We start from the raw sequence: 13761 nt of genomic DNA on the forward strand, positions 1-13761 counted from the left end.
CGGCACCAAGACCGCGGCCGGCCAGTGCCCGGGCACGGTCGTTCGGAAACGGGTCGAGGAGGAGACTATGGACAAAAAGGCAGACGCGAACCGCACGTCGCAACCGCTGCGCCCGTGGATCGATCACTATCCGGAAGGCATCGACTGGGACGTCGATATCGACATTCGTCCGGTTCACGAGCAGGTCCTGGATGCCTGCGCCAAGACCCCTTCCGCCATTGCCCTGGACTTCCTCGGCGCCACTACAACATTCGGCGCCCTCGCCGACGCCATCACCGCATTTGCCGGCGCCCTGCAGAGCGAGTTCGGCGTCACTAAAGGAACGCGCGTGGCGCTGCTGCTGCCCAACACGCCATTCTATCCCGTCGCCTACTACGCTGTGCTGCGCGCCGGCGGCACCGTGGTCAACTGTAACCCGCTCTATACGGTCGACGAGCTCGCGCACATGGCCGACAACGCCGGCGCCGACCTTATGATCACTCTCGATCTCAAGATGATCTTCGAGAAGGCCGAGACGCTGGTCGAGACGGGCCGCATCGGCTCGCTGATCGTCTGCCATTTCCCCGATGCCCTGCCGCTCGCCAAGAAGGTGCTGTTCTCGCTCGCCAAGCGCAAGGATCTCGTCGACACCCGCCGCTCCCGCATCGCCGGGCGTGTTGCCCACTATCGTCAGCTCGTCGCGCGCAAGCTGACGCCGGAGCCGGTGACGATCGATCCGCACACGGACATCGCGGTCCAACAATATACGGGCGGCACCACGGGCATACCCAAGGGTGCGCTCCTCACCCATGCCAATGTCGCGGCCAATATGAGCCAGATCGACAAATGGGGCTGCGACCTGTTCTACCCGCCGACCAAGGTCGTCGCCGTGCTGCCGTTCTTCCACATCTTCGCTATGACCGTCTGCATGAACGTGCCGCTCTGCAATGGCGCCCAGGTGGTCATGCTGCCGCGGTTCGAGCTCAAGGCCCTTGCCGACCTCATCGCGCGTACAAGGGCAAACATCCTGCCCACAGTGCCGACGCTGCTGACCGCCCTAGCCCGCGCCGACAACATCACATCAAACGACCTTTCGAGCCTCGAAGTCGCCGTCTCGGGCGGAGCGGCGCTTCCCAACGAAGTGCGGGAAGCCTTCGCCAAGAAGTCGAAGGCGCTGCTCGCCGAGGGCTACGGCCTGACCGAGGCTTCACCGGTCGTCTGCTGCGCGGCTCTGCGGGTGCCGTCCAAGCCCATGTCGATCGGTCTGCCCCTGCCCGCGACCGACATCCGCTTCGTCGACATCGACAGCGGCCGAGTGCTCGGCATCGGGGAGGACGGCGAGCTGCAGGTCAAGGGGCCGCAGGTGATGCTGGGGTACTACAACAATAGGGAAGCGACCGAGGACGTCTTCATGGACGGGTGGCTGCGCACGGGTGATGTCGGACACATGGACGAGGACGGCTATGTCTTCCTCGTCGATCGTATCAAGGACATGATCATCTGTTCGGGCTTCAAGGTCTATCCGCGCGTGATCGAAGAGGCGCTCGCCGAGCATCCGGCGGTCGACGAAGTCAATGTCATCGGCGTGCCCGACCAATACCGCGGCGAGGCTCCCGTCGCTTTCGTCAAGCTCAAGACCGATGAGGCCGCGAGCGAGAGCGAGATCAAGTCGTTCCTTGCCGAAAGGCTGAACAAGATTGAAATGCCGCGGGAAATCATCTTCAAGCAAGCGCTGCCCAAGACTCTTATCGGCAAGCTTTCCAAGAAGGAACTGCGCGAGGACTACGCTCAGATGAAGGCAAAGAACCGTGAACAAGCCTGAGAGCGAGAGCAAGGATCTCTTCGCCATCGCCGATCTCGCCCGCGAGTTCGGCATCTCTACACGCGCCATCCGCTTCTACGAATCCAAGGGCCTGATCGCGCCCGAGCGGGTCGGCGCCACCCGCATCTTCCGCCGGCGCGACCGCGCCCGGCTGATCCTGATCCTGCGCGGCAAGCGGCTGGGCTTCTCGCTGCGCGACATCTCGGACTATCTCTCGCTCTACGATGCCGATCGGAACCAGCAGGTACACCTGCTGGCCGAGAAGGTCGGCGCGCGGCTGGCCGCGCTCGAAAACCAGATGCGGGATCTGCAAACGACGATCTCGGAACTCCGCGAAATCCGCAAGCTGGCACTCGAACGAATGGCCACGGGGGCTTAAGACCTGTGAAGCATGCAGGTACAGAAACGCCGGCGCAGTACGACGCGGCGCTGTTCGAGCGTCTTCGCGAGCAGTTCGCACGAGGTAATCTCAAGCGGGCCCTCAGGACCGATTTGCGCTACGCCACGCCTGCCGATCTTGCACAAGGCAGTACCACGCAGCACGTCGAAGCAGGTTGGGATCTGATCGCGCAAGGCGGTGTTGGGGCTGCCATACTCGCTGGCGGTCTCGCCACACGCTTCGGTGGGGAAGCCAAGGCGGCTGTCGATCTCGTGCCGGGATGGCCGCTGCTGCGCATCAAGCTCGAGGCGCTGGAAAGCATCGCCGCTCGGCGCGAGACGACCTTACCCGTCATCGTCATTGTCAGCTTTGCCACCGAAAATGCGGTGCGTCGGATCATCGATGAGCACGCCTTCCGACATCTCGCCATCACGCTGGTGCGCCAAACCGTGCTGCCAAGGATCGACCCTGAGGGGCGCCTCGTCAGGGAGACCGACGGCGGTCTGAGTTTCAACCCGCCCGGTCATGGAGAGGTGCTGCACCTGCTCGCTGCCCACGGCTTCAAGGCGGAGACCGCACCGATCTATTGGCAGATCTCGAACATCGACAACCTGCTGGCGATCCTTGACCCCGGCATCGTCGGCGCCCACGCCGCTAGTGGAGCCCACGCGACGGTTGAAGCTGCGCCAGGCACCTCCGCCGACGTCGGCGGCTATCTCGCCATCGCGCCGCGCGGCTTCGAGATCATCGAGGGTTTCCAGGTTGAAGCCGCCGAGCGACCGAAAGGCGCGTTCTTTCTGAGCACCAACACCTTCATCGTCGGCCGCAGCACTGCGCAGATGGCCGACAAGTTGCCCTACCACGCAGTCTCGAAGACCATGCCCGACGACCGCAACATCATTCAGTTCGAGCAATTGCTGGGCGACATCGGCAGCATCGCGGGGCTCAACGCCATAGCCGTGCCCCGGGGCGGTGTCGATTCCCGCTTCACTCCAATCAAGCGCCTCGAAGACCTCGATGACTCTCGCGCCGGCCTCGTCGAGGCCTTGACCGCGACCGGGCTGATCCGCTGGTGAAATCCTCACGCCGGCACCACGCCGTCCAGCTGTCGTGCCCTCACCGACGCATCTGACGCCCTTCAAAGCCGAGAGTCACCCATGCACCGCCAGCGCGCTGGCCTGCACATTGCGTTCCTTGAGCCAAGCCTCGAGCGCGGGCGGGGGCAGCGCCGGCGAGAAGAGATAGCCCTGCAACACATCGCACCCGAGGGTTTCGAGGAAGAAGTGCTGCAGGGAGGTCTCGACCCCCTCGGCCACCACTGTCATCCCGAGGCTTTGCCCGATCCGCACCACTGCCGTGACGATCGCTCCCGGCGAAGATCCGGTCAGCAGGTCCTTCATGAAGCTGCGGTCGATCTTGAGCTCGCGCGCCGGAATGCTGGCGAGGTGCGAAAGGCTCGAATAGCCGGTGCCGAAATCGTCCATCGACAGCCGAACCCCGAGCGCGTCGAGCGCGTGGGCGTTTTCGAGGGCCATCGGGCAATCGTCGAGGATCACCCGTTCGGTGATCTCGATGGTCAGCATCTGTGGCTCGATGCCGTGCCGCGCGAGCGCACTGCGCACCGGCGGGATGATGTCCCTATTGCGGAAATGCAGGGGCGATATGTTGACCGAGACCGACGGAACGGCGATGCCGCGCTGCCGCCAGTCGCCCATCTGCCGGCAGGCCTCTTCGATCCCCCATTCCCCCAGTGTCTCGATCTGCCCGCTCTCTTCGGCAAGGGCAATGAAACGGCCGGGCGAGATCGGACCGAATTCCGGGTGCGTCCAGCGCGCCAGCGCCTCGACGGCATGCAGCTCTCCGGTGCGTGTGGCGATCTGCGGCTGGTAGTGTAGCTCGAGGTCGCCGTTGGCGATGGCCTCCCGCAGCGCCGCGCCGAGCAGCAGCCGGTCCTGCGCCATGGAATTCATCCGCGGGCTGAAGAAGCGATAGGTGGCTCGGCCACCCCCCTTGGCCTGGTACATGGCGGAATCGGCGTGCTTGAGGAGCGTGTCCCCGTCCATACCGTCGGCGGGAAAAAGGCTGATGCCGATGCTAACCGAAGCCGGCAGCGCCACGTCCTCGATCATTACCGGCGCATGCATCGCCTCGAGGACCTGCTGGGCGAGGCGTGCCGCCCCATCGCCATCCGCGTCCTGCAACAGGATCACGAACTCATCGCCGCTGAGCCGTCCGACGAGATCGTCCCGCCCCACCAGCGTGCGCAGCCGCTGCGCGATCTCGACCAGCAGTTTGTCGCCAACCGAATGGCCGAGGGTATCGTTGACGTCCTTGAAGTGATCGACGTCGAGAAAGAGCATTGCCGTATCCGGGCCATCGACTTTGCCCGCCAGCACGCCGCCGATCCTCTCGCGAAGCATCGTGCGGTTCGGCAGGCCCGTCAGCGCGTCGTAATAGGCGAGCCGGTCGATGTGTGCCTTGGCCAGCGCACGTTCGATAGCCACCACGCAAAGGTGCACGCATGCCTCGACGATGTGGTGATGCCAGGCCGAAGGCGCGCGCTTGCTGCGATAGTAGAAGGCGAAGGTGCCTGCGACCTGCCCGTCGCGCAGCTTGATCGGGCTCGACCAGCAGGCTAGCAGTCCCAACGGCAGCGCCAAGGCGCGATAGTGCGCCCACAGCGGATCGTTTTCGATATCGGCGACGACCACGGGCTCACCGCGCCAGGCCGCAGTTCCGCACGACCCCTCCGCCGGGCCGATGGGAAGGCCATCGATCGCCTCGCTGAAGAAGGGGGGCATGCGCGGGGCCGCCAGCGGCTTGACGCATCCGTCCTCGACCGCCAGCACCGAGCACGTGACATCCGGCGCTATCGCCTCGACCCGGCGGCAGAGCAGATCCATGATCTCGACGAGCGGCATGTCCCTGGCTATCGCCTCGAGCACGTCGCGCTGCAGCGACTGGATCTGCTTGCTCTCGGTGATGTTGGAGAACACGAAGACCGTGTGCCGCGCTCCCGTGTCGGTATGAAGACGCGAGAAGAGCGTGGCGGAAAGGCAGAGCGTCTCGCCGTTCCGCCTGGCAACGAGGGTTTCCTCCTCGTAGATCTTGCCGGCACGCAGATCCGCGCGCGCCGCCTCGACCGCCTCCTCGCTCATGTCGCCGCGCCCGAGAAGCGGCAGCGGCAGGGCGCCGATCACCTCCTCGCGAGAAAAACCGAACATGGTGCAGAAGACGTCGTTGCAGTAGACGATCGGCCCTGCCTCCTCGGCGACGAGGACGGCGCGATCGGTGCAATTGGCGGCAAGGCCCACGAAATAGGCCTCGTCCCCCCTTCCCGGACCCGTCGCCGGATCCATGCTTCCCCCGCTGGTCATTCGGCCCATATCCTCGTTAGCGGCCGCAAGCCTTGCCATGCTGAGGACCAGTGTGTGGAAAGAACCGTAAACGAAGTCCGCATGTTTTCCCGGCAATGCCAGCTTTGCCCACAAACGCAAACCGACAGGGTTTCCGAGCCGCTAAAGCGGGATGCGAAAAGCCTGTCCCGGACTTGGATCCGGGGATGGAACCGGTTTTTCGCGAACAATCCCGCACAACAAAAAGTCACGTTGCCGGCACCAGTGCCCGCACCTCATCGAGGCTGGCCGCCTCGGCGGCGGGCTTGTCCCAGCGGATACGATTGATGCGCGGAAAGCGCAACGCCACGCCTGATTTGTGCCGGCCCGAGAGCTGGGCGCTGTCGAAGGCGACCTCGAAGACCAGCTCTTTCCGCACTTCCCGCACCGGTCCGAACGAGCTGATGGTGTTGGCGCGGATCCAGCGGTCCAGCTGCTTCAACTCCTCGTCGGTGAAGCCGAAATAGGCCTTGCCGATCGGCACGATCTCGTTGCCGGCCCAGACGCCAAACGTATAATCCGAATAGAACGAGGAGCGCTTGCCGTGCCCACGCTGGGCATACATCAGCACAGCGTCGACAACGTTGGGGTCCCGCTTCCACTTGAACCACAGGCCTTTGGGCCGGCCCGGTACATAGGGCGAGGTCTTGAGCTTGAGCATCACCCCCTCATGCCCATGCTCGTCGGCGCCGCGCCGCCGGATGGCGGCAAGCTCCTGCCAGTCGGCGAACGGGATAACCTGCGAGACGTCCATATGGGTCTGCGGATGGCGGGTAAACCAATCCTCGAGCCGCTCGCGCCGTTCGCGCCACATCAGCGGCCTTATGTCCTCGTCGCCGTCGTAAAGTATATCGTAGACGCGGATGAAGGCCGGATACTCCTTGAGGTGCTTGGCCAGCGCCACCTTGCGGTTGAGCCGCTGCTGCAGATCATTGAACGGGGCCGGATCGAAGCCGTGTCCGACCAGCAGTTCTCCGTCCAATACCGCTTCTCCGAACACCTCTTCGACGATATCGGGAAAGGCATGCGCGATGTCGTCACCGGTGCGCGAGAAAAGCGAGATGCCGCCCTTGCCCATCACCAGTTGCACCCTGATGCCGTCCCACTTCCACTCGGCGGCGAAATCACGCGGATCGAGCGCCGTGAGGTCCTTCTCCTCGTCGATGGCATTGGAGAGCATCAGCGGGTGGAAGCGCGCCGTATGGGCGATGTCGGGCGCTTCGCTCTTGTCCTCGAGCCACGCGAAGAGTTCGGTATAGGGTGGCGTCAGTCCGTGCCAGATCTCCTCGATCTTCTGCAGGTCCTTCCCGCTCATCTCGGCGAGCGCGGTCTTGGCGAGGCGCGCAGAAAGGCCGATGCGCAAGGCGCCGGTCGCGAGCTTGACCAGCGCCCACCGCTCGTTGACCTCGGCCCGCGTCAGGAGCGAAGCGATGAGCCCTGGCAGGTCACGCTTCGAGGTGGTGTTGAAGAGTTCGATGAGGTCGGAAAGCCGCGGCAGCTCCTCCGTGCCCCCGTGATGCGGCCAGATGAGCGCGATGGTTTCACCGAGATCCCCCACATAGTCATAGCTCAGGGCAAAAAGGTGGGGATCGACCTCGGCAAGCACCGTTTCCTTCAACAGCGCCGGCTTGACGTTGCGGAAGGTCAGGGCGCCGGTCAAAACCGCGAGCGCCAGCCCCCGATCCGGATCGGGCGTAGTGCGGAAATACTCCGCAAGCGCCGCGATCTTGCGGTTGCGCGAGGGGGTGAGCGCCAGCAGCTCGAGCAATTGGGCGAAGCGCTTCACTCCTCGCCCTCCCCGCCATCGTCCTCGAAGCCCTGGATGTTGAGCGGCTCGGCGGCAAGCCCCTGCTGCTGGCAATAGTAGACCAGCGCATCCTCGCGCCCATGCGTGACCCAGATCGTACCCGCCCGGGTATCCGCGATGGTCTGCCCGAGCTCGTTCCAGTCGGCATGATCGGAAATGATCAGCGGCAGCTCGACGCCGCTCTGCCGGGCGCGCTGCTTGACGCTCATCCAGCCCGAGGCCATGGCCAGCACCGGATCGGGCAGCCGCCGGCTCCACCGGTCCTTTAGGGCCGAGGGCGGCCCGACGACAATCTTGCCGGCGAGCTCGGCCTTGCTCGCTTCGATCGCCAGCCGCAGGTCGCCGAGCGCGACGCCCCGCTCCTCGTAAAGCGTGCAAAGCCGCACCATGGCGCCATGGAGATAGATCGGCTCGTCATAGCCGGTATCCCGCAGCAGCCGGATGACCCGTTGCGCCTTGCCCAGCGGATAGGCGCCGATGAGATGCGCGCGATCGGCATTGGCCGCGAGCGAGCGCAACAGGCGCGCGATCTCCGACTGCGGCTCGGGGTGCTGGAAGACCGGCAGGCCGAACGTCGCTTCGGTCACCAGCAGGTCGCACTCGACGAGTTCGAAGGGCTGCGCCGTCGCGTCGGGCAGGCGCTTATAGTCGCCGGTGACGACGATGCGCTGCCCTTGGTGCTCGATCAGCACCTGGGCGCTGCCGAGAATGTGCCCCGCCGGATAAAGGGTGATGGTGACGTCATCGATCGAGACCGGTTCGCCGAAGGCGACCTCCTGGAATTGGCCGGCGCAATCGTCCCCATAACGCGTCTTCATGACGGCGATGGTATCGGCCGTCGCCAGCACCGCGCCGTGCCCGGACCGCGCATGATCGGAATGGCCATGGGTGACGATCGCCCGTGCCCGCGGCACGGTCGGATCGACATAAGTGTCGATGGCGCGGATATGGAGGTTGCGGTCGATCAGCGTCATGGCGTTCATTGTAGCCGGTTCATGGGAACGGTGGGGAGATGTCCGCGGTTGCCCCTGGCGTTCGATGATATCCCCGCAGGAAGGTGCACGATGACGACGATTCCGACGACTCCCTTGCCCGATCGCTCGCAGATGCCCGTTTTTGGGCTGGGCACCTGGATGATGGGAGAACGGCGCGGCGATCACGACAGGGAGGTGGAAACGCTGCGCGTCGGGCTCGAGCTCGGCATATCGCTGATCGACACGCCGAGATGTACGGCCAGGGCGGTGCCGAGCGCGTGGTGGCGGAAGCGATCGCCGGGCGGCGCGACGAGGTTTACCTCGTCAGCAAGGTGCTCCCGTCCAACGCCTCCTATGATCGCACCCTCCGTGCCTGTGAGGAGAGCCTGCGCCGCCTCGAAACCGACCGGCTCGACCTCTACCTGCTCCATTGGCGCGGCTCCTTCCGCCTGGAGGAGACCGTGCGCGCCTTCGAGAAGCTCAAGGCCGACGGCAAGATCCTGCGCTGGGGGGTCTCCAACTTCGATGTCGACGACATGGAGGAACTGGAAGCGCTCTCGGACGGCTGCGCCACCAACCAGGTACTCTACAACCTCTCGCGCCGCGGCATCGAGCACGACCTGCTCGACTGGTCGCGCCGGCGTTCGATGCCGATCACGGCCTATTCGCCCATCGAACAGGGACGGCTGGCACGTTCGTCCGAGCTTGCCGCCATTGCCGAAGCGCACCGCGCAACGCCCGTGCAGATTGCTCTCGCCTTTGTGCTGGACAAGCCCGGCGTCATCGCCATCCCCAAGACCAGCGATTCCGAACGGGTGGAGGAGAATCTCAAGGCCCTCGACATCCGCCTGACCAACGAGGACCGCGCCCGTCTAGACAGGGCCTTTCCACCGCCGCGGGGCAAGCGCGGACTGGAGATGATTTAGAGTGGAAGGCCCCTCACCCGGCCCGGAGCCTGTCCTCGGGCGCGACGCGACCCGGGGAGGCCGACCTCCCCAGAGGGGCGAGGTGAGCTCAGTGCTCGTGTATGTATCATGCGCATCCACAGGGTCCCCTCGCCCCTCTGGGGAGAGGGACAGGGTGAGGGGCCTTCGTCGCAGCTGGCGCCAGCGCCCTCACATCACCTTGCTGACCGCCAGGAACCCGCCCTTATCGGCATTGGCCTTCTCGATGGCCGAGACATTGCCGAGGACCACCACCCGCCCCGCACTCGCCACCGCCTCGAGCGCGTCGGCAAGCGCCAGGAAATCCCTGGGCTGCGTCGCCAGCACCTCGTCGCGCCGCTGCTGGCGCACCGCGTCGGTGGTACCGGTCAGTTCCCGCCACATCGAGGAATACCCCTTGGCGTCGGGGAACTGGTAGGGGTCCATGTCGCCGATGACGCCGATGATCGAGCGGGTGAGTTCGGTCTCCCCGATGCCGTTGCGCAAGGCCTTGGCCGAGCCGTCATAGGCATCGAGGGTCTTGAGGAGATTGGGGTCGCGGTAGGAGAGGAAGGCGAAGTTGCCCGACACCAGGTCGAAACGACTCGACCCGCCATAGGCGCCGCCCTGCACCCGCACCTTGTCCCAGAGCCAGGTGGTATTGAGGAACTTGAGCGCGACATTCGCCGCCCCGGTGAGCTCGAAGCCCAAGTCTCGCAGGTTGGCGCCCTTGCCGACATAGTTGACCTGGGCGGGAATGGTCAGGCCCTCGTTGACCGGCGGCACGCCGATCCCCCAATCTATGCGGTGCACCGGTCCGCTGGGCAGATCGACAAGGAAAGCACGCAGCTCCGCCTGGGTTTGACGCCAGAGTTCGTCGTCGGCGGTGACGTTGACGACCATCTGCGCCCGGTTGACGAGGAGGCGCCTGATCGTCTCGAGCGCCCGCTGCACGCTTTCCCAGTCGCTTTCGATGCGCTTAACCAGCGTGCGCAGGAATTCCAGATAGCTGATGCCGCCCATCTGCTCGGCGACCCACCCGGCCTCGGTCAGCGCCGATTTGATGCGCAGGTCGACGAAGCCGTTGCCGCCCGGCACCAGCCGGGCCTCGAGCATCGCCTTTTCCTCGAGCGCCATCTGCTTGAAGCGCGCCCGGTTGTCGAGCCGCGCGGAAAGGATGACATCCCTAAGGATGGCAAGGAGTTCCGGGATCCTGTCGGGCACCGCCTTGCCCGAGAGGAAGAACCACGCCGCTGTGCCGTCCCTGCCCTGGCGGGTGGAAACGCCCCGGTGCTGCGAGATGCCGCCGGTCGACCGGCCAATGCGCTGGGTGAGCGAGACGAAATCTTCCTTCTCGGTCCCCGTCTGCAGCAGAGCCCGGCCGAATAGCGGCACATAGGGCAAAAGCTCGGCATCGAGCGCATGCAGGTCGAAGCCGAGGTCGAGATAGAAGATGCCGAGCGTTGGCAGGTCGTGGGTGAAGAGTCGCGTGCCGGCGATATCGCCGCGCTCGATTGGCACTGTGCGGATCTCGCGCGGCAGATCCGCGCGGGTCAGGGACGGGATCTTGGCAAGATCGGCCGGATCGTCCTCCTTCTCCTGCAGAGCCTTGAGCGTTTTCGTCGTCTCGATGGCCGCCTCGATCTCGGCCTCGCTCATCCCGGCACGGATGGCGGCGAGCTTTTCGGCCTCGGCTGCCTCCTCGCGCGCACCCTGCCCTTCGTCGGCCGAGAGCGTGACGGTTACCCGATGGGTGTTGTCGAGGAAGCGCTTGCCGATGAGGTCCTCGAAATAGCCGGACTGCGCCTTCTCCTTGATCTTGGCGAGGGGTGCCTCGAACTGCAGGGGCGCAAGCGGATCGTCCTGATGGAGCCAGGTGGAGAGGCTTGCGAACATCATGGCGATGCCGCGCGGGAACGAGCCGGTGTTGTACTCGCGCAGCGAGAACTCGATGGTATTGAGCGCCGCCTCGATGGCCTCGGCATCAATGCCCTTCTCCTTGAGATCCCTAAGGGTCGAAAGGATCAATTCCTCGACCTTGCCGGCGTCGGCCGGGTCGATGCCCTTAAGTCCGAAGGTTGCCATGGGCTGCCGCAGGCCTGAGGAGATCCCTCCGCCCATCAGACCCTCGCCGAGCCCGGAATCGGTGAGCGCCTTGCGCAGCGGCGCGGCTGGTGTGCCCATCAGGATATAGGAGATGATGCCGTTGGCTAGCGCCTCCTCGCGGCCGCCCGGAGGGTCGATCATCCAGTTGACCGTCACCATGCCGTCGCGGGGCTTGCCCTCGGCCTTGGTGCCGGCATAGGTCGCCGCCACCCGCCGCGGCTCGTTGAACCGCCCCTGGAGACCGATCTCGGCGTCGACCTTGATCCGCTCGAACTGCGAGAAGTATTCGTCGAGTATGTCGAGGCGTCTTGCCGGATCGTCGTCGCCCGAAAAGAACGCCCGCGCGTTCGACGGGTGGTAGAAGGTCTGGTGGAAGCGCTTGAACTTCTCGTAGGTCAACTCGGGCATCACCACCGGTTCGCCGCCCGACGACTTGCCGTAGGTGGTGTCGGGATAGAGGGCCTGCTGCGCCGTCTTGTGCATCAGCGCGTCGGGCGAGGACCAGGCGCCCTTCATCTCGTTGAACACGACGCCCTTGTAGGTGAGCGGCGCATTCTTCTCCTCGATCTCGTAGTGCCAGCCCTCCTGACGGAAGGTGTCCTCGGTGATCAGCGGAAAGAACACGGAGTCGAGATAGACGTCGACGAGGTTGTAGAAATCGGCAAGGTTCTGGCTGGCCACCGGATAGGCCGTCTTGTCCGGAAAGGTCATCGCATTGAGGAAGGTGTGCATCGAGCCCTTGATCAGCTCGACGAACGGCTTCTTGACCGGATATTTGCGACTCCCGCACAGCACCGAATGCTCGAGGATATGAGCAATGCCGGTGGAATCGTCCGGCGGTGTCTTCAAGGTGATGCCGAACACCTTGTTCTCGTCGTCGTTGATGAGGCTGATGACCTCCGCCCCGGTCTTCCTGTGCCGGTAGTGCCGCGCCAGCGAATTGACCTCGGGGATGGTTTCCTCGCGCACGAGATCGAAGGCGGCATGGTCGGACATGGATGTACTCGCTGAAACGACTTGGGTAGGAACCCACAACGTAGGAAGGCGGGACACGGAGCGCCAGTGCCGATCGTGAATGTTGGGGCTAAACGAGCGCCGGAAGGCCAGACGCCGGGGCCACGCCAGAGGCATAATCCCACCCACCCACCGGGTCATCCCCGCGAAAGCGGGGACCTCGGTTGGCGATGCTGGTCTAAAAAACAGAGGTTCCCGCTTTCGCGGGAATGACCTGAGTTGGTGATGTTTTCGTAGACGAGACAAATACCTTGCGGCTGGCGCTGGATCTCAAGGATGGATGCCGGTCTACGCCGGAATGACATTGAGGGTGGTGGTGCACCGGAGGCACAACGCCGCCCTAAATCTCGCCGCGCACCTGCGGACGCACCCGTTGCGTATACCAACTCGCCAGGTCCGCCATCGTCGCCTCGGGCAGCGGGGCGAGCCTGGTCGCTGCCACGTTGTCCTCGAGTTGGGCGGGCCTGCTCACCCCGGCAATGATGGTCGAGACGGCGGGATGATCGAGAATCCAGCGCAGCGCCATCTGCGCCAGCGGCACATCAGCGGGCACCTTGCCCTTCAGTTCCTCGACGAGTTCGACGCCCTTCTCGAACGGTATCCCCGAGAAGGTCTCGCCGACCGAGAAAGCCTGCCCGTCGCGGTTATAGTTGCGGTGGTCCTGCGCGGAAAACTGCGTGTCGCGCCCGAACTTGCCCGAGAGGAGCCCGCTGGCGAGCGGCAGGCGGACGATGATGCCCACATCCTTGTCAGCCGCGATCGGTAGCAGCTTTTCGGCATGGTCCTGGCGGAAAATGTTGAAGATGATCTGCAGCGTCGAGACGTTCTCGTGCGCAAGGCAGATCATCGCCTGCTCGATGGTCTCGACGCTGGCGCCATAGAAGCGAACGAGCCCCGCCTGTTGCAGGTCGTCCATCCAGTTGAAGATCGCGCCGTCGCGGATGACGTCGATCGGCACGCAGTGCAACTGCGCGAGATAGAGCGTCTCGACGCCGAGCCGCTTTGCCGACCCCTCGAGACTCTCGCGCACGCCGGCCTTGGTATATTTGTCGGGATAGAGCGTGCCGGACCGGCCGAGCTTGGTGGCAACGAGAACGTCCGGATTCTTGGAGTGCGCACCGATGCGGCTCTCCGAGAGTCCGCCGCCATAGACGTCGGCCGTATCCCAGAAATTGACTCCGAGCCGGTTGGCCGCATCGAGGATGGCCGAGGCGGTCTCGTCGCCGACCGGCCCGAAATCGCCACCGAGCTGCCAGCAGCCGAGCCCGATTTCGGAGACCATATAGCCGGTTTTGCCCAAACGGCGCCTGTTCATGCGCTTTTTCCTCCAGCTGTGAGCCAGCAGCATCGGGCTAGAGCACG

8 protein-coding genes and 1 pseudogene are annotated in these 13761 nt (G+C 64.5%); 4 read left to right on the plus strand and 5 right to left on the minus strand.

Annotation, left to right across the window (positions count from 1 at the left end; translation table 11 throughout):
• The first annotated feature begins 67 nt into the window (after positions 1–67).
• The 3 genes from QQK18_RS20805 to QQK18_RS20815 are packed head-to-tail and all read left to right on the plus strand — an operon-like array spanning position 68 to position 3256.
• Entirely contained in the window at positions 68–1801 is a 1734-nt protein-coding gene (locus QQK18_RS20805) for a long-chain-fatty-acid--CoA ligase (RefSeq protein WP_284342292.1), read from the plus strand.
• Positions 1788–2180 carry a MerR family DNA-binding protein gene (locus QQK18_RS20810; protein WP_284342293.1) on the plus strand — a complete coding sequence of 131 codons (393 nt, stop codon included), beginning with the start codon at positions 1788–1790 and terminating at the stop codon, positions 2178–2180. Before QQK18_RS20805 ends, QQK18_RS20810 begins: the two co-directional genes overlap by 14 nt.
• A 5-nt stretch (positions 2181–2185) precedes the next feature.
• On the plus strand, positions 2186–3256 hold the full coding sequence (locus QQK18_RS20815) for a UTP--glucose-1-phosphate uridylyltransferase (protein WP_284342294.1): 1071 nt from the start codon (positions 2186–2188) through the stop codon (positions 3254–3256).
• A 75-nt stretch (positions 3257–3331) separates the two neighbouring features.
• Here QQK18_RS20815 and QQK18_RS20820 read toward each other — a convergent pair whose 3' ends face one another.
• The 3 genes from QQK18_RS20820 to QQK18_RS20830 form a co-directional block, all read right to left on the minus strand.
• Positions 3332–5557: a sensor domain-containing protein gene (locus tag QQK18_RS20820; protein ID WP_284342295.1), complete on the minus strand. Its 2226-nt coding sequence runs from the start codon at positions 5555–5557 to the stop codon at positions 3332–3334.
• Between the two features lie 226 nt (positions 5558–5783).
• Complete coding sequence (locus QQK18_RS20825; RefSeq protein ID WP_284342296.1) at positions 5784–7361, minus strand: cisplatin damage response ATP-dependent DNA ligase; 1578 nt, start codon at positions 7359–7361, stop codon at positions 5784–5786.
• Positions 7358–8365, minus strand: coding sequence for a ligase-associated DNA damage response exonuclease (locus tag QQK18_RS20830; RefSeq protein WP_284342297.1), 1008 nt, complete (start codon positions 8363–8365; stop codon positions 7358–7360). Before QQK18_RS20830 ends, QQK18_RS20825 begins: the two co-directional genes overlap by 4 nt.
• An 81-nt stretch (positions 8366–8446) precedes the next feature.
• Between QQK18_RS20830 and QQK18_RS20835 the strand changes: the two are divergent.
• Positions 8447–9282: pseudogene (locus QQK18_RS20835) on the plus strand (aldo/keto reductase).
• A 189-nt stretch (positions 9283–9471) separates the two neighbouring features.
• Here QQK18_RS20835 and QQK18_RS20840 read toward each other — a convergent pair.
• Positions 9472–12381 (minus strand): insulinase family protein, encoded by a 2910-nt coding sequence (locus QQK18_RS20840; RefSeq protein ID WP_284342298.1) that lies wholly within the window; start codon positions 12379–12381, stop codon positions 9472–9474.
• 358 nt (positions 12382–12739) lie between these two features.
• On the minus strand, positions 12740–13714 hold the full coding sequence (locus QQK18_RS20845) for an aldo/keto reductase (protein ID WP_284342299.1): 975 nt from the start codon (positions 13712–13714) through the stop codon (positions 12740–12742).
• Positions 13715–13761: the final 47 nt, after the last annotated feature.

Source organism: Devosia nitrariae, assembly GCF_030160115.1.
In the GTDB taxonomy this organism is placed as follows: domain Bacteria; phylum Pseudomonadota; class Alphaproteobacteria; order Rhizobiales; family Devosiaceae; genus Devosia; species Devosia nitrariae.

Excerpts from the sequence above, each read along its gene's own strand:
- QQK18_RS20805 (WP_284342292.1), top strand. The coding sequence starts at position 68 with ATGGACAAAAAGGCAGACGCGAACCGCACGTCGCAACCGCTGCGCCCG.
- QQK18_RS20820 (WP_284342295.1), bottom strand. The coding sequence starts at position 5,557 with ATGACCAGCGGGGGAAGCATGGATCCGGCGACGGGTCCGGGAAGGGGG.
- QQK18_RS20830 (WP_284342297.1), bottom strand. The coding sequence starts at position 8,365 with ATGAACGCCATGACGCTGATCGACCGCAACCTCCATATCCGCGCCATC.
- QQK18_RS20840 (WP_284342298.1), bottom strand. The coding sequence starts at position 12,381 with ATGTCCGACCATGCCGCCTTCGATCTCGTGCGCGAGGAAACCATCCCC.
- QQK18_RS20845 (WP_284342299.1), bottom strand. The coding sequence starts at position 13,714 with ATGAACAGGCGCCGTTTGGGCAAAACCGGCTATATGGTCTCCGAAATC.